The organism is Enterovibrio coralii (assembly GCF_001559595.1).
GTDB classification, from domain to species: domain Bacteria; phylum Pseudomonadota; class Gammaproteobacteria; order Enterobacterales; family Vibrionaceae; genus Enterovibrio; species Enterovibrio coralii.
Window position 1 is genome coordinate 39,534 of the sequence record NZ_LNTY01000017.1, and the last position, 20,984, is coordinate 60,517.

The 20,984-nt window shown below is 50.6% G+C and carries 18 protein-coding genes and 4 pseudogenes; 11 read left to right on the forward strand and 11 right to left on the reverse strand.

Going from position 1 to position 20,984, the window contains the following annotated elements; all coding sequences use genetic code 11:
• Positions 1-83: 83 nt before the first annotated feature.
• Positions 84-443: a hypothetical protein gene (locus ATN88_RS05300; protein WP_067412472.1), complete on the forward strand. Its 360-nt coding sequence runs from the start codon at positions 84-86 to the stop codon at positions 441-443.
• The gene (locus ATN88_RS05305; RefSeq protein ID WP_232312846.1) at positions 404-2,080 is read left to right on the forward strand and encodes a methyl-accepting chemotaxis protein; all 1,677 of its coding nucleotides are present in this window, start codon (positions 404-406) and stop codon (positions 2,078-2,080) included. The genes ATN88_RS05300 and ATN88_RS05305 overlap by 40 nt, the downstream gene beginning before the upstream one ends.
• A gap of 65 nt (positions 2,081-2,145) precedes the next feature.
• Here the strand turns inward: ATN88_RS05305 and ygjK are convergent, their stop codons facing one another.
• The 5 genes and pseudogenes from ygjK to ATN88_RS05325 form a co-directional block, all read right to left on the reverse strand.
• Complete coding sequence (gene ygjK / locus ATN88_RS05310; RefSeq protein WP_067412480.1) at positions 2,146-4,704, reverse strand: alpha-glucosidase; 2,559 nt, start codon at positions 4,702-4,704, stop codon at positions 2,146-2,148.
• A gap of 427 nt (positions 4,705-5,131) precedes the next feature.
• Positions 5,132-6,573: pseudogene (locus tag ATN88_RS05315) on the reverse strand (coniferyl aldehyde dehydrogenase).
• An 85-nt stretch (positions 6,574-6,658) separates the two neighbouring features.
• Entirely contained in the window at positions 6,659-7,270 is a 612-nt protein-coding gene (locus ATN88_RS05320; protein WP_157490659.1) for a tRNA-uridine aminocarboxypropyltransferase, read from the reverse strand.
• A 16-nt stretch (positions 7,271-7,286) separates the two neighbouring features.
• Positions 7,287-7,490 carry a hypothetical protein gene (locus ATN88_RS26805; RefSeq protein ID WP_232312827.1) on the reverse strand — a complete coding sequence of 68 codons (204 nt, stop codon included), beginning with the start codon at positions 7,488-7,490 and terminating at the stop codon, positions 7,287-7,289.
• Between the two features lie 3 nt (positions 7,491-7,493).
• Entirely contained in the window at positions 7,494-8,831 is a 1,338-nt protein-coding gene (locus ATN88_RS05325) for a COG3650 family protein (RefSeq protein ID WP_232312829.1), read from the reverse strand.
• Positions 8,832-8,904: 73 nt separating this feature from the next.
• On the opposite strand from ATN88_RS05325, the gene ATN88_RS05330 reads away from it, so the two are divergent.
• Positions 8,905-9,369, forward strand: coding sequence for an EVE domain-containing protein (locus ATN88_RS05330; RefSeq protein ID WP_067412486.1), 465 nt, complete (start codon positions 8,905-8,907; stop codon positions 9,367-9,369).
• Positions 9,370-9,427: 58 nt separating this feature from the next.
• On the opposite strand, the gene ATN88_RS05335 is transcribed toward ATN88_RS05330, so the two are convergent.
• From ATN88_RS05335 to ATN88_RS05345, 3 genes and pseudogenes are all read right to left on the reverse strand, one after another.
• On the reverse strand, positions 9,428-10,225 hold the full coding sequence (locus ATN88_RS05335; protein ID WP_067412490.1) for a Cof-type HAD-IIB family hydrolase: 798 nt from the start codon (positions 10,223-10,225) through the stop codon (positions 9,428-9,430).
• A gap of 151 nt (positions 10,226-10,376) precedes the next feature.
• A complete protein-coding gene (locus ATN88_RS05340; RefSeq protein WP_067412494.1) occupies positions 10,377-11,387 on the reverse strand; it encodes an alpha/beta fold hydrolase in 1,011 nt (336 codons plus the stop codon).
• A 157-nt stretch (positions 11,388-11,544) separates the two neighbouring features.
• Positions 11,545-13,145, reverse strand: a pseudogene (locus ATN88_RS05345) (AbgT family transporter).
• Positions 13,146-13,378: 233 nt separating this feature from the next.
• Here ATN88_RS05345 and ATN88_RS05350 point away from each other — a divergent pair.
• The gene (locus ATN88_RS05350; RefSeq protein ID WP_067412498.1) at positions 13,379-14,380 is read left to right on the forward strand and encodes an acyltransferase; all 1,002 of its coding nucleotides are present in this window, start codon (positions 13,379-13,381) and stop codon (positions 14,378-14,380) included.
• Here ATN88_RS05350 and ATN88_RS05355 read toward each other — a convergent pair whose 3' ends face one another.
• Entirely contained in the window at positions 14,381-14,719 is a 339-nt protein-coding gene (locus ATN88_RS05355; protein WP_067412502.1) for a DUF2500 domain-containing protein, read from the reverse strand.
• Positions 14,720-14,924: 205 nt separating this feature from the next.
• On the opposite strand from ATN88_RS05355, the gene ATN88_RS05360 reads away from it, so the two are divergent.
• The 4 genes from ATN88_RS05360 (at position 14,925) to ATN88_RS05375 (ending at position 16,835) form a co-directional block, all read left to right on the forward strand.
• Entirely contained in the window at positions 14,925-15,287 is a 363-nt protein-coding gene (locus tag ATN88_RS05360; RefSeq protein ID WP_067412506.1) for a hypothetical protein, read from the forward strand.
• Positions 15,288-15,563: 276 nt separating this feature from the next.
• A complete protein-coding gene (locus tag ATN88_RS05365; RefSeq protein WP_067412511.1) occupies positions 15,564-16,193 on the forward strand; it encodes a lysoplasmalogenase in 630 nt (209 codons plus the stop codon).
• A gap of 9 nt (positions 16,194-16,202) precedes the next feature.
• The gene (locus ATN88_RS05370; protein ID WP_067412515.1) at positions 16,203-16,517 is read left to right on the forward strand and encodes a putative signal transducing protein; all 315 of its coding nucleotides are present in this window, start codon (positions 16,203-16,205) and stop codon (positions 16,515-16,517) included.
• 78 nt (positions 16,518-16,595) lie between these two features.
• The gene (locus ATN88_RS05375; protein WP_067412519.1) at positions 16,596-16,835 is read left to right on the forward strand and encodes a YecH family metal-binding protein; all 240 of its coding nucleotides are present in this window, start codon (positions 16,596-16,598) and stop codon (positions 16,833-16,835) included.
• Positions 16,836-16,886: 51 nt separating this feature from the next.
• Here ATN88_RS05375 and ATN88_RS05380 read toward each other — a convergent pair.
• Together ATN88_RS05380 and rsmD are read right to left on the reverse strand one after the other, a co-directional pair.
• Positions 16,887-17,161: pseudogene (locus ATN88_RS05380) on the reverse strand (DUF1145 domain-containing protein).
• Positions 17,158-17,793 carry a 16S rRNA (guanine(966)-N(2))-methyltransferase RsmD gene (gene rsmD / locus ATN88_RS05385; RefSeq protein ID WP_067412523.1) on the reverse strand — a complete coding sequence of 212 codons (636 nt, stop codon included), beginning with the start codon at positions 17,791-17,793 and terminating at the stop codon, positions 17,158-17,160. Before rsmD ends, ATN88_RS05380 begins: the two are co-directional and overlap by 4 nt.
• Positions 17,794-18,037: 244 nt before the next feature.
• Between rsmD and ftsY the strand changes: the two are divergent.
• The 3 genes and pseudogenes from ftsY (at position 18,038) to ftsX (ending at position 20,844) form a co-directional block, all read left to right on the forward strand.
• Positions 18,038-19,272 (forward strand): annotated as a pseudogene (gene ftsY / locus ATN88_RS05390) (signal recognition particle-docking protein FtsY).
• 5 nt (positions 19,273-19,277) lie between these two features.
• Positions 19,278-19,943, forward strand: a complete 666-nt coding sequence (gene ftsE / locus ATN88_RS05395; RefSeq protein ID WP_067412524.1) for a cell division ATP-binding protein FtsE — start codon at positions 19,278-19,280, stop codon at positions 19,941-19,943.
• Positions 19,936-20,844 (forward strand): permease-like cell division protein FtsX, encoded by a 909-nt coding sequence (gene ftsX / locus ATN88_RS05400; RefSeq protein ID WP_067412527.1) that lies wholly within the window; start codon positions 19,936-19,938, stop codon positions 20,842-20,844. Before ftsE ends, ftsX begins: the two co-directional genes overlap by 8 nt.
• The last annotated feature ends 140 nt before the right edge of the window (positions 20,845-20,984 follow it).

Here is a 20,984-nt window from a genome sequence, read left to right on the forward strand (position 1 = left end):
CCCTGCAGGGTGTTGGCTGATTTTTCACCGTTTCCAATGACCATTGTCTAAACTTTGAGACGAAGGTTGTTGGAGGCATTGTAATGGCAAATATTTTTACAAACGCAAAAATTAGCCACAAACTTGCTGCTTTAACGGGCATTACCTTACTGGTCATCGCAGGTTTAGGCTGGGACGAAATTTTAAACAGCCGCACTATTGCGAAAGACAGTTTACGTACCGAAGAAGCAACGCAGGCATTTGGTTTGCTTGATGGAATCGCACATAACTTTGCGGTTGAGCGCGGTTTAACGGCAGGCTTTCTAGGGTCTGGTGGTGATGCTGGCATCAAGGAAAAGCTAGATGCCCAAAGCTTAAAGCCAATCAAGCGCAACAGGCACTCGCTAATTTCTCTCCTGAACTTATCGACAAAGAACTTTGGCAGCAAGCTACCGATGGGCTGAATGCACTGCTCGGCAATAAGACGACGATGCGTGAACAAGTCGATTCATTGAAGCCTACCGATTCCCCTTTTGTTTACTACTCCACGATAAACAAGCATGCCATTATTGCCGCTGGCGCAGTCGCGTCTCAGTCGTCAGATCCTATCGTGACTGAAAAATTAAATGCGCTCCTATCTATCATCACGATGAAAGAGAAGGCGGGCCAATCGCGTGGCGCGTTGAACGGCATTTTTGCGCGAGGAAGCACCACGCTTGATGCCTATGCGCGTATTCAAAATTACATCGAAGAATTCAACTTCGCGACCCTTGCCGCTGAAGCGTCGTTGCACAACGCGGATCTCAAAGCCTTAAAAACAATTGAAGCCGAGCCTGTCTGGGCCGAGGTGAATGCCATTGAGGAGTCATTTTTGGCTCAAAAGTCATCATTGAATAAGGTGGAGGGGCCATCGCCTCAAGAGTGGTTCCCTTTGGCAACCAAACGCATTGTTGCTTTAAATAAGTACAAAAATGCGTATCTAGAGCAGCTTAAAGAAGCGATGCATCAACGCGCAGAAAATGCGGCCAATGCGAGTATGTACCTGATTGTTGGTTTGGGTCTGATCATCGTGTTTGTTTCTATCATCGCGGTATGGACGATAAATTCCATTCGGAGAAGGATTGCCAGTCTGGGGTCTCAGCTGCAGAACATGATATCGAATAAAGACATGACCCATAAGCTCAACAATGGCAGTACCGACGAGATCGGTGACGTTGAAGGGTATATTGATGGTTTTGTGGCTAATATTCGCGAAATACTGAGAGACACCAAAGATCTGACGCAAGAAACGGACGATGCCATCTCTCGCCTCACTAAACTGGCGTCAAAAGACGTTGAGTCGGCAAAAGAAACCTCTACGCGATGTGAAACGTTGGCTGCCGCCATGACGCAAATGTCAACCAGTAGCAGTGAAGTTGCTTCTTACGCGCAAACTGTTGAGGAGGCGACTGCGATGGCAAAGGATGTTACCTCTAAGGCGGTGTCTTCCGGTGACCAGTCAGCCAAAACGATGGACTCCCTTATTTCGAGTATCGATACCACGTTTGCCAAAATGAAAGAGCTGCAAAGCCAGACTGCGAATGTTAAGGAGATCCTCGATAACATCACAGGTATCTCAGAACAAACTAACTTACTCGCACTCAATGCAGCAATTGAAGCGGCACGAGCTGGCGAAATGGGGCGGGGCTTTGCTGTGGTGGCCGATGAAGTGCGAAACCTCGCGCAGCGCAGCAAACAATCCACGGAAGAGATAGGCAATATGCTGGATGAGATCCGTATGAATACGGAGAGCTCGTTCAGTAACATGGAAAGAAGCCGAGATGTTAGCTACGAATCTCAACAATCTGTTGAAACGGCAAAAGGCTCACTGGAAGTATTGGGGGATAATATTAGCAACATGGCAGATCAAAATGCCTTGATTGCTGATTCAGCGCGTCAACAGGCACAGACAGTGTCGAGCGTTTCCTCCGAACTTGAGGTTTTAGTATCGATATCCTCTGAGTCGAGCGAGGGGTCGTTGGAAATTGAACGCAGCTTGATGGAATTGAGGGAAAGAATGCGCATCCTGAACCGAAATGTGGGCCAGTTTGGCACGGGATAGTAGGGGGCTTCTCTCGTTAAAAAACGCTCCTCTAGGGAGCGTTTTTTGTTTATCGCACTGACCGCTTAGAAAAAGTCGCGGTAGAGCATGTAAAGGTGCGCAGCACTCCACGAGAAGTTAGAGGCACCTTGAACGGCACCCGTTTCTGGGTTGTAGTTTTCGCGAATCGCTCCGTCAGCTGTCATGCCTTCTGCGTTCTCAAACAGTTGGTGCGCCATTTGAACCGCTTCTGGGCCGTAGCCGTAATCTTCCATTGCTTTCACGCCAAAGTAGAACTGATCCAGCCAAACGCGGCCGCGCCAGTAAATGTCTTGGCCGTACGCAGGGTTGGTTTGGCTTGCTGTTGGCAGTGATACGCCTTGACCCTGAAACTTGTCGGAAGTGGCAAACTCGTTCGGGTTGAGCATGGTTTGAATGACCGCATCGGCGTGAGCTTGTGTCGCTGCGCCGTTAAACAGTGGTCCCCAACCTTCTGGTCCACGGCCGCGCTCTACCAGCGGTTCGCCAGCACATTGAATGCCGTTCTTCTCGTACGTGGTGGGTGCGCCATTCACATCGACCATGCGAATGTCGTAGTAGAAGCCAGTCGCCTCATCAAACATACAGGTGTTGATGTAGTCTTTGATGGCTTCAGCACCTTGGCGGAACTCTTCTGCGCGCGTTTTGCCTTCTACGCCCGCGGAAACGCGTTCAGCCATGTCTGCAAGGTAGAAGTTATCAGAGTACATGTAAGAGGCCTGATCGACCGACTCTTGCAGCATAGAGAAGCCAAGCAGTTCGTTCGTGTCCGCATCTCGGTTTTCGCCAAAGCGAACTTGCCAGTCCTTGTTACCTTGCGCCAAGTTGCCTGCGTAGTGGGTGTCAGCGTAAGCCTGGCGCTGTGCATCTGAAATGAAACCAAAGCGCGCCGCATTGTCCATGCCAGACTCCCAACCTGCCGCCTCTTGTGCGCCGACATACAACTTGGAATAGTTCACTTCGTCGAGCACGCGGTTGTAGTTATCAACGCCAACGACTTTGTAGTACTCCTCATTTTGTTCAATGACATAGGTTGCATCAGCGCCAAATTTCAACGTCAGGTCTTCATCGGTGGTGACCTTCACATACATGCGGCCATCGTCGGTGTTGTGAGTAGGGTCGACTGCGGCACCATACTCAGGTACGCCGTTGTTGTTATGGTCGCGGTTACGCAGCCACCAGTCGTGGTAAGCAACCAGCTTTGGATACATCTCATCAATCCACGCTTGCGCATCTTGCGGGCGATCAAACTCGTCGCTCAAGGCATGATAGATTTCCATTACCGCCCAAGCTGCCAACGACGGTTTGGTGTTTCGCTCGTTCCAGTTTTCCGAGCCTGCACCGCCGCGCGATGTTGGTTTGGTGTAGCTCACCACATCCAAGAGATAGCCTTCGTCTTGTGGGCGCACAGCATCGCCGGCTTGAACCTGATATTCGAACACAGTTCGAATGTTTTCCATCGCGATGTCAGGGTTAAAGTGGGCCATGGCATACGCTTGTTTCCATGTATCCCAAGGCCAGGTGAGGTTGCCTGAGAACCAACGACCCGTGACAGATGGGGTGACAGTATCGTGGTGGATATCGCCCGCCGCAGAGCGCCAGTTGGTGTTCAGCGTCATCATGGCTTTGACGCCAACACGCGCTTGCGCTTCCGATGCGTCTGTGTTGGCCAGGCCTTTCTCTAGATAACCCGTCCAACGTGCAGTCGCTGCTTGCATGTACGCGTCTGGTTTGGTGAGAACATCGTCAATCTTGCTTCTTTCTGCGTTAACTTCTTGGTTATTGTGCAGGTAAGAGTACGTAGTGTGGATACGAGCATCTTGATTGGCGTTTACGCGAAGGGTTGCGGTTTCTGCGTATGTCAGATCGTTGATTTCTGTTTGCGTCGCCAACGAGCGTTTGATGATAAAGGTCGCGTCCGCATCACTACGGATCGCCCAGTTGTCTTTCATGTCATTGCTGGTGAACTCAAGACCAACATCAGATTTACGGATCCCTCGGCCATAGTTGGCATACTTTTGATCGACCGTCAGCGTTGGTTGATTGGACATAGCATGGGTTAGCAGGGCACCTTGCCATTGCAGACGCAATTCTCGGCTTTGGCCTGACAAATCGGTCAGTGTGGTTTCCAGCAATGATGTGCGGTTGGTGACAAAGCGCAGCGTCATTGTCACCTTCAATGTTGGGGTGGTGAGCTCTTGCACCAAAGCATCCGGCGTGCTGTAGATGTTGGCATCCGCAGAAGATAGGTCGATGCTCTCGCCCGTAGACACGTCAGTCAGTAAGAGTTTGTCGAAGGTTTGGTCTGACATGTAATGGGCATATTCTTGCGTCACTTGCATGATGCCGCCAACAGCACCATAGCCTTCGGCGTCTGCAGGTAACAGATGGCCATGCCACGCACCGTTGTCGACAAAGGCGTTGTACTTAAGGTTTTTATAGCTGTCGTAGTCGTGAAGGAACTGAGGGTTACCTTGGCGGTCGAGCACATTTGTGTATTGTTTTAATGATGCACCCGGTTCGACGACAGCATCGTCACTGTTACAACCTGCCAACGTCAGAGAAAGCATGATACACGCAGAAAGCGGAGCGAATTTAAACGTCATTGTTATACCTACTACACGTCAAAGATGACTGAAAAATGCCAGTAATCACTTCGGCGCAATCATAGGTGGAATGGGCGATTGGATTTGAAATAGAGATCACGCAGAAACGCTTCGTTACCTGAAATTACACCGCGTGAGTTGGGCGATTACTCGCCGCCTGTTAACGAGGCTGTTTCCGCTTATTTGAAGCTCAGTCAGGAAATTTTCGACCCAGCTTTCGACATCTCGTTATGCCGCCGTTGGAAGAAAAAAGTCGAGCGAATAAATGTGAGGTGAAACGTTTGTTCGGCTTATTATTGCCCTGCGTAAATGGAAGGGGGGTGGCAATTTTTACGTGCTGCAGAGCGATTTTGTGTGAATGCAATAGCCAATAAAAAAGGAGGTGTGCTCACCTCCTTTTTCCTTGCTCATGATGACCCAACGAGGGTTACCGCAAAAACAGTTTTAGCGTGAGTTTTTGCCACCATTTGCCGTAGGGTGGGGCAAACAATTTGCCGGGGTTGAATTTTCCACGCTGGAACACAGTTTTGGCATGACTGAAGGTACGGAAGCCTTCAATGCATGGTAATGGCCAAGGCCAGAAGCTCCTACGCCGCCAAACGGAGCGTCATCAACCGCGACCTGCATGATGGTTTCGTTGACCGCAATGGAGCCTGAATGGGTGTTGCGAACCACATGTTGAATGAACTCTTTGTCAAAGCTCATCAGGTAAAGTGCCAGCGGACGCGGCTGATGATGCAGTGTATGCACCACATCATGCACATCTTTGTAGGTGATGATCGGCAGCAAAGGGCCAAAAATTTCCTGCTGCATGATGCTGCTGTCTGCTGGTGGGTTTACCACCAAGTGTAAGGCGAGTTTTCGTTGTGTCGGCAACACGGCTGGGTCAGCTAACGGGATCACCGTCAGTCCGCGCTGCTCGGTGTCTTTGATGATATCGGTGAGGCGCGTAAATTGCCTGTCGTTGATAATGGCGGTGCGATCGTCGCTTTGCAGCCCTTTCGGATAAGCTTTTTGCCATTGCACACGCACGGCTTCGACGAAGTCATCCAAGTTGTCTTCATGCACAAAGGCATAATCTGGGGCGACACAAATCTGTCCCGCATTGAGGTTCTTACCAAACACCACACGCTCTGCCGCCAAGGTAAGGTCGACATCGGGCGCGACAATTACCGGTGACTTACCGCCAAGCTCCAACGTCACGGGGGTGAGATTGGCAGATGCCGCCTCCATCACTTTTTTACCAACCTCGGTTGAGCCTGTGAACAGCAGGTGGTCAAACGGCAGCTTGGTAAATGCAGTCGCCACCGCCACGTCGCCTTCAATCACGCAGACTTTGTCTTCAGAAAATGCGTCCGCCAATAAGGTTCTGACCGCCTGATTGGTGAGCGGGGTGAACTCGCTCATTTTTATCATCACACGGTTACCTGCCGCTAAGGCAATGATCATGGGGATGAGGCTTAGCGTGATCGGGAAATTCCACGGCACAATGATACCCACCACACCGAGAGCCTGATAATGCACTTCCACTTTGGCTGGTGCGAGCAACAAGCCCGCTGAGCGGCGTGACGGCTTCATCCACCGCTTGAGCTTGCGTTTGGTGTAATGCAGGGTTTGAAAGCACGGCAGGATATCTGCCATCAGCGAGTCTGTTTCGCTACGGTGTCCGTAGTCTTGCGACAGGGCCGTCACAATCGCGTTGTAGTGTTTCTTCAGGGATTTTTGAAGCTTGTTGAGGTCGTCAATACGCTCGTCGTAAGCGATGTCCGGCGTTTGGTTACTCAATTCGTACATCCGCGCGAATTGCGTTTCCAAAGTGCTGATCTGCTGTTCGAGAGGGACATTGGCTGTCATGGATACCACGGTCATGGGCGCGCTTCCTATGTGCACTTATTCTTATTAAAAATAAGGTCAGACCAGCGCAAAGGCAAGCTCTCGAAAAGAGTGTGAATCCTTACTGTGACAGGGATTGATGTTGTCTGTCTGCTTCAAACACCTGCATAAAGGTTTGGAAGTATTGGGTCAGCGCCTGTGCGTTGTCCGCCTCGTTCATTGCCTCAAGCAGCACAATGCCCACTTCGCAGGTACAAAGGCCGCCTTCAGGCTGATTACGCCTAAGTTGGTAGGCCGTAGACAGATTCTCTGGCAGGCAAACGGTGGGTACATCTTCAAGCCATGGACTTTTTCTCAGCATCTTGCGCGCCTGCTGCCATGTTGCATCAATAATGATGAAGTGAATTGGCTTAGCTTCCGGCTTTGAGGTGGTTCTTTTCACCACGTTTTCTAGCGAAATGGCCGTCTCGCCGGGGAACACCAGATACGGCTCCGCCGCTGGGTCGGCAAGCAGTGTTAGCAGTTCTGTCGGTGGCGTTTTGCGTTGCCAGATATGGCGACGGCAGTGCGGCAGGGTATTTTCCAGAAGTTGCCCTGTGTTGGTGGCACGGTCGACTTCTGTTTCGTGCATTAATAGCTCAATACGCACGTCGCTGGAGAGCGAAGGGACAAGGTTGCAGAGACAGTTGTAGTGAAAGCCACATTGAGGACAAGGTTCAGGTTTAGTGCGCAATGTGGCTCTCCTTTCTTTAATTTAGCGTCACGCCTTCTCGCTGAGGGTAGGTGCCATCAGCAAACAGCAGGGTATCCGAAGTATCTGGGATTGAGACCTTGGGTGCAACGGAAGGATTGCCCGGATAACGCTGACCGTTAAATTGCAGTACATGACTGGCCGCTTTTGCACCGCCGCCACCGACAGGGAAGATAAGATCGTGCCAACTTGGTGGTGGCATTGCTCATCTGAAACGGCACATGTGCAGCGTAATACGGCTGTTAAATTGCCAGTTGCCTTGTTGGTTAGCGAAAACCAACACGGTACAACCACCGCTGCCACACCTGTCAGTAAGTACTAACAGTTCCTTGTTGCCATCACCGTTTAGATCTTGCGTTAGCCAGCGGTATTTTGTGTCCGGCACCTCGTCGATGGTATCGCCTAGGTAGGCTTTCAGTGCCGCATCGACGTTGGCATTGAAATCAGCACGACTCTCTACCGCTGTACCCGGAGAGGTTTGGTGTTTCTCGGTGCCGACCACCAAGTTTAAAGATAGGCCGTCAGGACCCAGGTTGTACTTGCTGCCATTGACGATTTCACTGTCTGCCTTGAGCACAAAACCATTGCGGGTAAATTCACGCTCGCTGATGAGGTACTGGCCTTGGTGACGCGTCATCATCACGTGTACTTTGTTATCACTGATTTGCTGCCACACACCCGTTTCTGTCAGTGGTGCACTGTCTGCTTGTTCGTAAACCGTGGTCGCCGAATGATCCGCGTTTAGCGTTAGTGTGGTCGTCAATGTGGTGCCGCCAAGGCTTGTTTGACCACGATATTGCGCCACCCAAGGTTGGGTTGGATCGTCGGCAGACAGTGTCGCACAGCCTTCCAGCGTTTCCCCGTCTCGTACAAAGGTCGATTTCCAGCCGTAAATGCTGTCACTCATGGTGTCGTTGCAAAGCGCAGGTGTGAGCGTGAGGGAAGCCCCGTCTGCGGAATATGTACGCGCAGTTGGCGTAATCGCACGCTTGGTCAGGGTATAGCTTTGCGCCTGTTCGCCCATTTGTTGATATTTCAGTGTATTGCCAGAGACAGACACTGACCAAAATGGCTCATTACCCGATGCGACGGTTTTGTCGCGCGCTTGCTTACAGCCGCTGATCTCTGCAGACATCAAATTCAGTTGCGTCACTTTGAAGGTCGCTGGGTAGTCGGCCGCAAAACCATCAACGGCAGGGGGAACGAACTCACCAATCACTTCGCCATAAATGGCACTGTAAGGGCTCGAAGATAATGCCATGCCTTCTTGGTCAAGGTTCGCGGGAAGCTGTAACCAATACTGGGTGTTGCTGCCACAGGGGGTGATGGTGCGCACCTCATGACCCAAGGTGACATCGCCGCGCAGCATAAAGCGTTGTGGTGCGTCCACAGTTTCGGCAACAGGTGCTGATGATTCGCCAAGCAGATCGTCAGAGTTTCCTAGCTCAACCGGGCCAGATGGCGAGGTGCTACACGCTGACAATAAAGCGGCGACGGACAAGGCGGCCAGCGTTTGTGGAAGGCGATGATTCAAACTAAACAAATGAGATTCCTCTTCTCTTTCAGTAGCGTTCGCGTTAAAACCTTTTACAGGATATCGCTGAAACGGGGAAATTATGGCGTATTGGCTAATGAAAACCGAGCCTGACACTTTTTCTATAGACACCTTAAAACAGCAAAAGGTCTCTTGCTGGGAAGGTGTCCGCAATTATCAGGCACGAAACATGATGCGTGATGAGATGAAAGTCGGCGATCTGGTGTTTATCTACCACTCATCGTGCAAGGATGTGGGCGTAGTTGGCATTGCCGAAGTGGTGAAAGAAGCGTATCCCGACCATTTTCAGTTCGACCCAGAAAGTCACTACTTTGACCCGAAAAGCACGCCAGAGAATCCACGCTGGATCATGGTTGATGTGGGTTACAAGCAGCATGTGAATTATGTGTCGCTGGCGCGGATTAAAGCTAACCCTGCGTTAGAAGATATGCCACTGGTGAAAAAGGGCAGTCGACTCAGCATCATGCCGGTCACTGAGATGCAGTGGAATGAGATTCTCGCTATGTCGGAAAAACGCGGGCGTTAAAAACAAAAAAGGCAGCGGGGGGAACGCTGCCTTTTAGACATAAACCTAAATCCAACGGTTACAGCAGGTGCTTCTCTAGGTAGCGAGCAACTGCTTCATCGGCGTGGCTGCCAATCACTTCGTTGTTCGGCAAGGTCGCTTTTACGCGTGGGTGTGCCGTTTCCATGATCAGGCCTTTTTTCGCCGCACTCAGCATTTCTACGTCGTTCATACCATCGCCAAACGCGATACATTCTTCCAAGCTAAAGCCTTTTAGTTCAGCAACCGCTTTCAGGGCTTCGCCTTTTGATACGCCAGCAGCCATCACCTCCAGACAGAATGGAGTAGAGAATGCGACGCTGACTTTGTCACCGAAGGTCTCAATGAATTTCTTTTCGTATTCCGCCAGATAATCGTGGTCGTGACGGATAAAGAAAATCTTCGCCACGTTTTCCAGTGGTGGATTTTCTGGGTCGAATTCTGCGTAGCTAAAGCCTGACTCTTGGTGGTATTTCGCCAAGTCTTCGTCAACGCGGTTCAGCAGCCAGTCGTCTTCACGGTAGATGTGAATCGTGATGCTCTCGTCATCTTTCACCATTTTGACCAGCTCAGCCAAAATCTCAGGCTCAACGTTGCGGCTGAAAATCAGGTTATCGTTTTCATCATGCACACGCGCACCGTTCGAGGTGATCATGAACGCTGGGATACCCACGTTTTTACGGATATGAGCAACGTCGATGTGGTGACGACCTGTTGCAAACACAAAATGCTCGCCTTTTTGGTGCAGACGCTGAAGCACGTCTTTGGTGTAAGGCGCAATGCTGTGATCTGGGGTCAACAAGGTGCCGTCGAGATCGGACGCAACGATTTTGTACATGGATACCTCTGTAGGGGCAGAATTTCTATAGTTGTTTCGCGTAGCAGATGGTCAGACTTGCGTCTGAACCACCCTAAGTGTATCCAACAAAAGGGGAAAGAAAAGGGAATAAGTGACGGTCAGCTTTTTCCCTTTTTTGTGCCGCGCAAACTCAGGCGGTTTGCTCGAGCGGGACCTCGTTTGCCTGCGCGGCGAAGAAGGTTAACGCCTTTTCAAGTGCTTGATTTCGAATGTCATCACGCTCAAACAATAGCTCATGACGAGACTCAGCAATGATGTCGAATTGGACGGGTAATCCTGCACTTTGGCGATCGCGATAGAACTGGAACATGGCCTCATTACAAACAATCTGATCGCGCGCAGCTTGCATCAAAAGAACAGGCATCTCGATTTGGGTCGCGGCTTGCATCATGCACTCACACGCACTTAGGCTTTGCCATATCCACTGTGCACTTGGCCCACCTACTTTCAGTGTCTCGTCAGATTCATACAGCTCTCTGAACCACTGATAACGCGCTTCTGATTGCGTCAGTAGGTTGTGCTTGAACGGTTTTGCCCAGTACGGCACCTGACCCGGCGCAAAGCCTGCAGGGTGCTGGAGTTTGGACAACACCTTACAAAGTGGCTCAGCCGTTTTCTGTAACAAGGGGGACAGGTTGATGCCAAGCATTGGTGCACTCAGAGCAATTGCATCAATGGCGTTTGGTTTGCGCGCGGCATACAGCACGGAAATGGCACCGCCCATGGAGTGCGCCAAAATCATGCGTTGCTGGTGGTTCTTCTGCGCGACGACGTCATTAATGAAGGTGTCGAGGTCGTCCACATAGTGTTCGAAATCAACTACATGACCAATATCACTGCCAGTAACCAGTCGATGGCTGTGACCCTGACCGCGGTGATCGTAGCTGTAAACGTCGTATCCCTGACGGAACAAATCAAAAAACACTTCCTGATATTTTGCGGTTGCCTCGATGCGGCCATTAACGACCACAATGGCTTTGGTGTGCTCAGGCTTAGTAAATGCGCACCAGTTCAGGCGCAATCCGTCTTGGCCGATAACTTGGCCTTGCTGTCGCGATGCCCAAAATGGGGAAACCTGCTCGACCATGGTCGAAGCCAATGATTTCTCACTCGAAAATAAAAAAGGGCGTTCAATTGACATGTGTAATCCGGCTCGGGGTTTTTATTTAGCATACCACAGTCATGTGACGAGCTAGTGTTAGTTGATGATTTCGCACTTGGCGAGAATGTCACATTGCACGTAAACAAAAACAGCCAGCACGAGGCTGGCTGTTGGGTTCATCACTTAGTCTTGGGTGTTATTGACTGAAGTTGAAGTAGGTTTCTGCGCCTGGTCCCACAGGGAAGCCTGCGACGAATACCCAGAGGTAGAAGAACACGCTCCAGCCCGCCAGGAACACCAGTGTATATGGCAGCATGGTGGCAATCAGCGTACCGATGCCAAGGTCGCGTTTGTATCGTGCGGCAACCGCAAGGATAAGGCCAAAGTAGCTCATCATTGGGGTGATCAGGTTCGTCACAGAATCACCGATTCGATAAGCTGCTTGAATGGTCTCTGGCGCGTAGCCAACCAGCATCAGCATTGGTACGAAGATAGGTGCCGTCACTGCCCATTGCGCCGATGCCGAACCCAGCGTCAGGTTGATCACGCCACACATGATGATGAAGGCGAAGAACAGCATTGGGCCAGTTAGACCGATGCTTTGTAGGAAGTCAGCACCGCCAACTGCAATAACCTGACCAAAGTTGGTCCATTTAAACAGGGCAACGAATTGCGCAGCAAAGAACACCAGAACAATGTACAGACCCATAGCACTGATGGATTTCGCCATCGCATCAATCACGTCACGGTCGTTTTTCATCGTGCCGACGGTTTTGCCGTACACGAAGCCAGGGATAGCAAAGAACACCAGAATGAATGCGACGATGCCTTTCAGGAACGGTGAACCTGCCACTTCGCCCGTTTCAGGGTGACGCAGGATGCCCCACTCAGGAACGATGGTCAGCGCCAACACACCCGCAACTGCCAGTGCAGCAATACCTGCGTTACGCATACCGCGTTTTTCCAGCGCTGTTACGCGACCCGCTTCTTTGGCTTCAAAATCTTCGGCCGCCATTGATTGGTCGTATTTACCCAGCTTTGGCTCAACGATTCTCTCAGTAACCCACGCACCCAAGAAAGTGATCAGGAAGGTCGAGGCAAACATGAAGTACCAGTTAGCTTCGGGGCCCACCGTGTAGCTTGGGTCAATCATCTGCGCCGAGGTTTCAGTGATACCTGACAGCAGTGGGTCAACCGTGCCCAGCAGAAGGTTTGCGGAATAACCACCGGACACACCCGCAAAGGCTGCCGCGAGACCCGCGAGCGGGTGACGACCTAAGGAGTGGAAGATCATCGCTGCCAGTGGGATAAGCACCACATAGCCAAGCTCAGACGCGGTGTTAGAGACGATACCGGCAAACACCACGGTCAGTGTCACCATGCGGCGAGAAGCCCCCATCACCATCGAACGCATGGTGGCAGAGAGCAGGCCTGAGTGTTCAGCAACCGCCACACCCATCATGCAACCAATACGGTGCCGAGCGGCGCGAAGCCAGTGAAGTTTTTCACCAAGTTGGTGACAATCAGCTGCACGCCTTCGGCGTTAAGCAAGCTTTGCACGTAAATCATGCCATCGGCAGCGCGTCCCGGTGCGCCTTCTGGGCGTGGGTCGGCAACAGAAAGGCCAAAGTATCCCGCAATGCCCGATGCAAAGAAGATAAACACACAAAGCATGGCAAACAGAGTGACCGGGTGCGGGAGAAGGTTACCGAGGAATTCAACGGTATCGAGAAAACGGGAAAAAAACGTCTTGTTCGGCTTCCCGCCAGGTTGGTATTTCGAAGCGGCTGACTGCATCACTTCCTCCATGTATTACAACGTATCCATTTCGTTTCCCAAGCATGCTAGGCGAATTAAATGATAATTTGCAACACAATGAACTACTAAGTGAGCCTAAATTAGACGTAAAACTTAATAATAAATTAACAATTGAAGTTAAATATTGTTTGTTTTGTATTCGATTTGGTTAGGCTGCTATCAAGGATAATATCGGACAATAGGACGCGAATTTCGCCAGTGATCAGGAGGGTATGCAGAAAAAAATCTTCTATATTGAATTGCTTCGAGTCGTGGCCGCGTTTGCCGTTATCGCGATTCATGTCTTGGGGCCTTATCGCCATCTGCCCGGCACCATACCTGACTTTGATTGGATCTCTGCTATCTCGATCAATGGAGCAAGTCGGTGGGCTGTGCCGGTCTTTATCATGATAACGGGTGCATTATTGCTTTCAGACACGCGTCCTTTTTCGGCGTCGCTCTTTCTTCGCCGTCGGGTGATGAAAGTCTTGGTTCCGTTTGTTGTGTGGTCGATTTTCTATGCAGTGTTGGCGGCCATTTCGTTACAAAATGTAAATTGGACGGAAACTGTACAGCGTTTAACGCACTTTCCCGTTGAAGAAACTTACTACCACCTCGGCTTTTTTTACTACTTCATTCCGTTGTATCTGCTTATTCCTGTTTTTCGCCCCGTGGTGCAAAAAGAGGATCACAACCTCTTTTATGCCTTGCTGACATCTTGGCTGGTGTTGTGTGCGGCAAGATTGATGGGGATGTCACTGGGTTGGATTGAAGATTTGGTGTTGTACGGTGGCTATCTGCTGTTGGGATGGGGATTACACAACCGCACTTTGCCGCTTCGCTATTTGTTGTTTGTTGGTGTGATGGCATTGGTGTTTACGGAATACACGGCCATTTCCCAAAGTGTCTCAACGGGCACATACACAAGTGCAGGCTGGTTTTCTTACAAAACCATCAACACAGTGCTGATTGCAGCGATGATCTTCGCGCTTTGTCAGCACTGGGCGGATCGTGTGTCTGAAAAAAGGCAAAAGCAAATCGCGGGCATTGCGCGACACTCACTGGGTATCTATCTGATACATCCAGTGTTTTTGTGGCCTATTCGGGAGTCGGGAATCATCTTGCCATGGGCATGGCTGACGATTCCCGCGGTGACAATTGTGGTGTTTGTTTTGTCCTATTGGACAAGCAAACTGTTGGCAAAATCGCGCGTGACGGCGTGGTTGGTGCCGTGATTACTGCGCGCGCTGCCATTTGGCGAAATGAATAAAGTTCGAACCGCGGTAGCTCATAGTGCCGCAGTCGCCCGGTTGCAGAGCATGGTAGTAGTGCACGCCAACTTGGAATTCGCGCTTCGGTCCACCGTCAACAGGCTCTACGTAAATCCAGTACTCTTCTGGTTCTTCGTGCATGCCAGGGTTTGGGATGGCAACAGATTGTTTGTCGAGGATTCGAATGTCGATGGTGCGCTCTTCTGCACCCTTGCCGAGAGTGTGCTTCTGAAAAATAAAGAAAAAATACACCCCGGCGATAACGGCGAGTGCAATCACAAGTAAAAACAGCGAAATAGGCACGGGGTTCTCCTTGTTCCGGCCACGGACTATCGACGCCAATACTACTTCAGAGCGGAATTTGGCAAACCTGCGCCCCGGTGAATTCGTGATCGATAGCACTTATCGGCGTCAGAAATGACGCTAATGTAAACAAATTTAAAGACATTTCTCTTTTGTAAGCCTTTATAATTTAATAAGAGACGTTAAAGGCGTTACGGAGGTCTACATGGATGACATTGGCAAAGTAGTTAGACAAAGTCGGCGTCTGGAGAAGCTTCTTAAGGAGCACTACCATGCTCAAGGCCGCGGATTGCATGAGCTGGTGAGCAGTTGCCAAGAGCGACTGCCGCATGAGGTGATCTCGAAACTGCGTTTTATCGCCACCATCAGAAACAAGGCGGTGCATGAAGATGGCTATGAAGTCGACGACATGCGTGGCTTTTTGAGTGCATGCAAACAATGCGAAAAAGAACTGCAGCCACGAAGCAGCAGGATGATCTGGCGCGTCGCGCTATTCCTTATTTTTGCCGTCACCGCAGGCGCAGTTTGGTTTTATATCGAAAACTGGCGACACATCGTCGGGCATTAAACGCGCAAGCTTTTCAGTCTGTCTATCAAGAGCACCCATTTGGGTGCTTTTTCTTTTCTGAATAAATCTCGCCTAAGTCGCTCTAAAGAGACACAAAAGACGACGCAAACACTTAGTCTTATTGTGGCTATTGGCGCAATCTCAGCGCATCAATTTGCGTGTCGGCTGTTTGGATATATCACTTTTGATGTGTGTTTCGCTTTCTGAGACCTATGAGGTGGATTTTATGTATGGCATCTCTAGACTTGGTTGGCTCGAAATGTAAGGGATTAAGTCATGTTGAGTTGGTTTGCTGTCTGTTGCTCAGGGCTTCTACATATCAATGCTGCCTACAAAGGACCGCGTTGGCAGTTTTATTTGTTTAAACCCCTGACCATCGCAATCTTGATTGTGATTGCCTTGATGGGGGGACAAGAGAGCAGTTACACCTACTGGATTGTCGCGGGCTTGGCGTTTTCGCTGGTGGGTGATGTTTTCTTGATGTTGCCGAAAGACCGCTTTATTCCCGGCTTGCTCAGTTTCTTGGTGGCGCACATTCTCTACAGTGTGGCGTTTTGGCAGCAATTTGATGGCCCTATGATTTGGTGGCTACCATCATTGATTGGTGCTGCGAGCGTGCTCATCTTCCTGCTGTTATTGCCAAACCTCGGACAACTCTTGATACCCGTTGGCCTCTACATTGCGGTGATCGCTCAAATGGCGTGGGGGGCGGGCGAATTTTGGATGGCAGAGCATAGCCAAATGGCCGCATACGCGTTTGGTGGTGCTTTGCTCTTTATGTTGTCTGATACCGTGCTGGCCTTTGACCGTTTCAAAGGGCCATTTCGCACCTCGGTGCTGCTTATCATGAGCACCTATTTCTCCGCGCAGGGGCTGATCACTGCCTCCGTGCTGTTCGCCCATTAAGGAGCCGTCATGTCGCTGGTTCAAGTGTATAGTGCCAGTAATTCACTGGAAGCCCACAGTCTGAAAGGCATGCTGGAGTCAGAAGGAATCGAGGTGATACTCAAAGGCGAGTCGCTTTCCAGTGCAACAGGCGAGTTACCAGCCGATGTAATGGCTGTGACCTTGTGGGTCGCATCAGAACGCGAGGCGGTTGCCAGAAAAGCCCTTGATACGTACGAAGCGCAATCAAGTACAGTGTGGTTATGCGGGGCATGTCAGGAAGAAAACGGCGGTAATTTCGAGATATGTTGGCAATGCGGGACCCCGCGCGCTGAAATCGAATGAGGATTGCGGCATATCAAATTTTTCGCTGCGTGGCTGTGTTTGACTGTCAACAGAAATACACAGCAAGCGGACTAAGATATGCAAACCTCGATTCACGTTCACCAAATTCTCAACCACCTCAAAACCGAGCCTATGTCAGAAAGTGCGCTGACGCAGTGGGTCGACAAGCAGTGGGGTGACGCCGCGAGATTTCATACCTGCAGCCAAGAAAATATGCTGTTCAGTGAAGTGTTGGTGTTTCTTCGCCGTCGTAAGAAAATCCTCGAAAGCGCGGGCACGCTGGCTGTGAACCAAGCGCGAGTTTGCAACCACAGCTAACATCGCATTAAAAAAGGCCTCAACTGAGGCCTTTATTGCATCTAGCAAATATTACTCTTTTCCGATCATGTGCTTACGGCGAATGTCGAGCAGCGCAAAGATACCAAAGATCAAAATTGACCATTTCTCCCAGCGCGACATGGTGATCTTATCGCCGAAGGCTCCGATGAAAATCAGCATCTGCAGACTGTGCATACAGAACAGGAAAGCGGTCATGATGTAGAGTGCCATCGCGGCAACGCCCGGAAACGGGTGAACAATATTGGCAATCAACACAAACCAAACAAAGCCGATGGCGCTTTCGCCAGCAAGATTAGTGCTTTCATTTTTCCTCTCTTTGATACAACCGGAAACTCACTTGTCCGGCATGTTTTTCCTTAATCATGTCCCAGTGGTTAGGCACCACAGGTAAGCCAAATTCTTTTTCTGCCTCGATATAGATAATCGCGTTGGCACTCAACCAGCCGTTATTTTCCAGCTTGTCGATAACGTCATTCAGCAAGTCTTTACGAAAGGGTGGGTCAATGAACACCACATCAAACGCTTGACCGGGTTGGCCTAGAAACTGAAGCGCATCGACGTTTTTTACCGTCGCATTATCGGCCTTCAGTGCAGCAAGATTTAGATTAATCTGCGCGGCTGCGCCCTTGTCCAGCTCTAAAAGAGTGACATGTTCAGCTTGGCGCGACAAGGCTTCCAGACCCAGGCCGCCGCTTCCTGCGAAAACGTCGAGGCACTTGGCATCGTAGAGATCGGCCGCTAACCAGTTAAACACGGTTTCTTTCACGCGGTCGGTGGTTGGGCGTAGCCCTTCTACGTTTTTCACTGGCAATTTACGGCCACGCCATTTGCCGGAAATGATGCGAACAAAGCCAGAACCGCCTCCGGTATTTGCGGAAGATTGATGACCCCGACCGCCACTTTGCTTCACAGGGTTTTTTGGGTTACGTCGTACCATAGATTTTTTGACCGCCAAGAAGGTGTTAGACTATGCGAGTTCGGTAACTGGACTGCATTTTCCCCAAGTTAATTAAGGGTAGTGACGTAAGGGCATTTATGCTCTTTCGCCAATATCGCTGCGCCGCAAGCAACGCAGAAATAGCATCGTTACCACACTGCATTTATAAGGCGCAGTGGCCACAGTTTTAGATCAGCTCGCTGTTATCGCGCCGATTGTACCAATCATGCTTTAGGATTTGCCAATGGCAGAAAAAAAGAAACGCGGATTTATGTCCTGGCTGGGTTTCGGCCGCAAGAAAGAAGATGAGCAGCAGGCGGAAAAAACCCGTCTAGCAGCGGAAGCCGAAGCAAAGGCACAAGCTGAAGAAGCAGCGCGTCTAGCGGCGGAAGCCGAAGCGAAGCACAAGCTGAAGAAGCAGCTCGCTTGGCGGCAGAAGCCGAAGCAAAAGCGCAAGCTGAAGAAGCAGCCCGTTTAGCGGCAGAAGCCGAAGAAGAAGCCCGTCTGGCAGCCGAAGCGGAAGTAGCGGCGCAAGTTGAACAAGAAAAACCGAAGCGTGAGGGTTTCTTTGCTCGTTTGAAGCGCGGCCTTCAAAAAACCAAAGCCAACTTAGGCGCGGGTTTCTTTGGTCTGTTCAGCGGCAAGAAAATCGATGACGAACTGTTTGAAGAGCTGGAAGAGCAGCTTCTTATTGCAGACGTTGGTATGGATACGACCACCAAAATCATCGATAGCCTGACTGACAAAGCCTCACGCAAAGATTTGAAAGATGGCGAAGCCCTGTTTGGCCTTCTTAAGCAAGAAATGGCGGAGATCCTGAGCAAAGTGGATCAGCCGCTGGAAGTGAAATCAGGAAATGGTCCGTTTGTGATCCTGATGGTTGGTGTCAACGGTGTGGGTAAAACGACCACCATCGGTAAGCTCGCCAAGCAATTCCAGCAGCAAGGTAAATCTGTCATGTTGGCAGCAGGTGACACTTTCCGCGCGGCAGCAGTCGAACAGCTGCAGGTTTGGGGCGAGCGCAATAACGTCCCTGTGATTGCACAGCATACAGGCGCGGACAGTGCGTCAGTGATCTATGACGCGATTGAAGCTGCAAAAGCACGTAATGTGGATGTTGTGATTGCCGATACGGCAGGACGTCTGCAAAACAAAGCTAACCTGATGGAAGAGCTGAAGAAAATCGTTCGCGTTATGAAGAAGCTCGACGAGAATGCGCCGCATGAAATCATGCTGACCATCGATGCGGGCACAGGGCAAAACGCCATTAGTCAAGCGCGTCTGTTCAATGACATTGCGCCGCTGTCTGGTATTACCCTGACCAAATTGGATGGTACGGCAAAAGGTGGCGTTATCTTTGCGGTTGCCGATCAGTTCAACATTCCAATTCGCTACATCGGTGTCGGTGAAGGTATCGACGATCTAAGACCGTTTGTTGCAGAAGATTTTATCGAAGCTCTGTTTAGCCAAGAGGACTGATAAGCGTGATCCAATTTCAGCAGGTGAGCAAGGCCTACCGCGGTGGGCATCAAGCGTTACAAAAAGTGAGTTTTCACTTACCTAAAGGGGACATGGCATTCCTGACGGGGCACTCAGGTGCGGGTAAAAGTACACTGCTGAAATTGTTGTGCGCAATTGAAAGGCCGAGCGACGGGAAAATCCTGTTCAACGGCCATGATATTTCGCGCATTGATCGCAAAGACATTCCTTTTCTGCGTCGACACATCGGCATCATCTTTCAAGATCACAAGCTTCTGATGGATCGCACCGTGTTTGATAACGTGGCATTGCCATTGCGTATTGAGCAAGCCGATGAAACGGATGTGAGAAAGCGTGTGTCGGCGGCTCTAGATAAAGTCGGGTTGCTCGACAAGCTCAACTGCCTGCCAATGCAATTGTCGGGTGGTGAGCAGCAGCGTGTGGGCATTGCCCGCGCAGTGGTTAATCGTCCACAACTTCTGATTGCGGACGAACCCACCGGAAATCTGGATGCGGCATTGTCACAGCAGATCATGGAGCTTTTCCGCCAGTTTAACCAAGTGGGTGTCACCGTATTGATGGCAACGCACGATACATCGCTGCTGAGTAAATACGATATGCGTCGATTTGATTTGAATCAGGGCCATCTTTCGGAGGTGGCGCGTGGCTAATTTCTTCTCTCTCCATAAACAGCAGGGCGGTCAGGCACTGCGCGATCTGCTTTCTAGACCGCTCGGCAATATGCTGACGGTGCTGGCACTGGCATTTTCACTCGCGCTGCCAGCCACCTTGTTTATGTTGGCCAAGAATATCGTTGCGGTGACAGAAGAGTGGCAGGCACCGAATCAAATCACGGTCTACCTGCAACCCATGCAGGATGAACGTGCGCGAGAATTTTCTGACGAAATCAGCGAATGGCCGGATGTGGCGTCTGCGAGCTATATTTCGCCCGACGACGGCTTGCAGCAACTTCGCCAAATCCAAGGGTTTGATGCTGCAGTGAGCTTGTTGGATGACAACCCGCTGCCTTCGGTGGTGGTGATCACACCGCGCTCAGAAGACGCGGCATCGGCAACAGCACTGGCATCTAAGCTTCGTACCGACAGCAACGTGGATGAAGTCCGTCTCGACAGCGACTGGCTACAACGTCTGGCTGCGATTGAAAGTCTGGTCATGACGCTGACAACGGTGTTCTCTGCCTTGATGTTGATGGCGGTGTTTCTCATCATCGGCAATACCTTGCGTCTTCAGGTGTTGAACCAAAAAGAAGAAATTCAGGTAATGAAGCTGGTGGGGGCAACGGACAGCTACATTCTGCGCCCTTATATTTACACCGGCGTATGGCTTGCACTGGCCGGTGCAGTGGTCGCTTGGTGTGTGGTTCAGGTGAATGCGCTTTTGCTTGATGCAGCCGTTGAAAAGCTGGCTACATTATATAGTAGTGCTTTCCGCCTTTCGGGCCTTGGTATCGAAGAAACACTGATTCTTCTGATGGTTACCGCACTGATTGGTTTGCTGGCAGCGAGACTAGCGGCTGGGAAACACTTAAGAGAAATTGAACCTGTCTCATAGTTCAATGTCTCAACTCTCTGAACACGGTGACGATGCTCAGAGAGTGATGGTGATTTTGTGCTCAGGCTTGCAGTTTTTTTAATCTTGAGTAGAGTATTGCGAGGGCTGATCACAGCTCACAAAGTCGATTTATTCGAAAA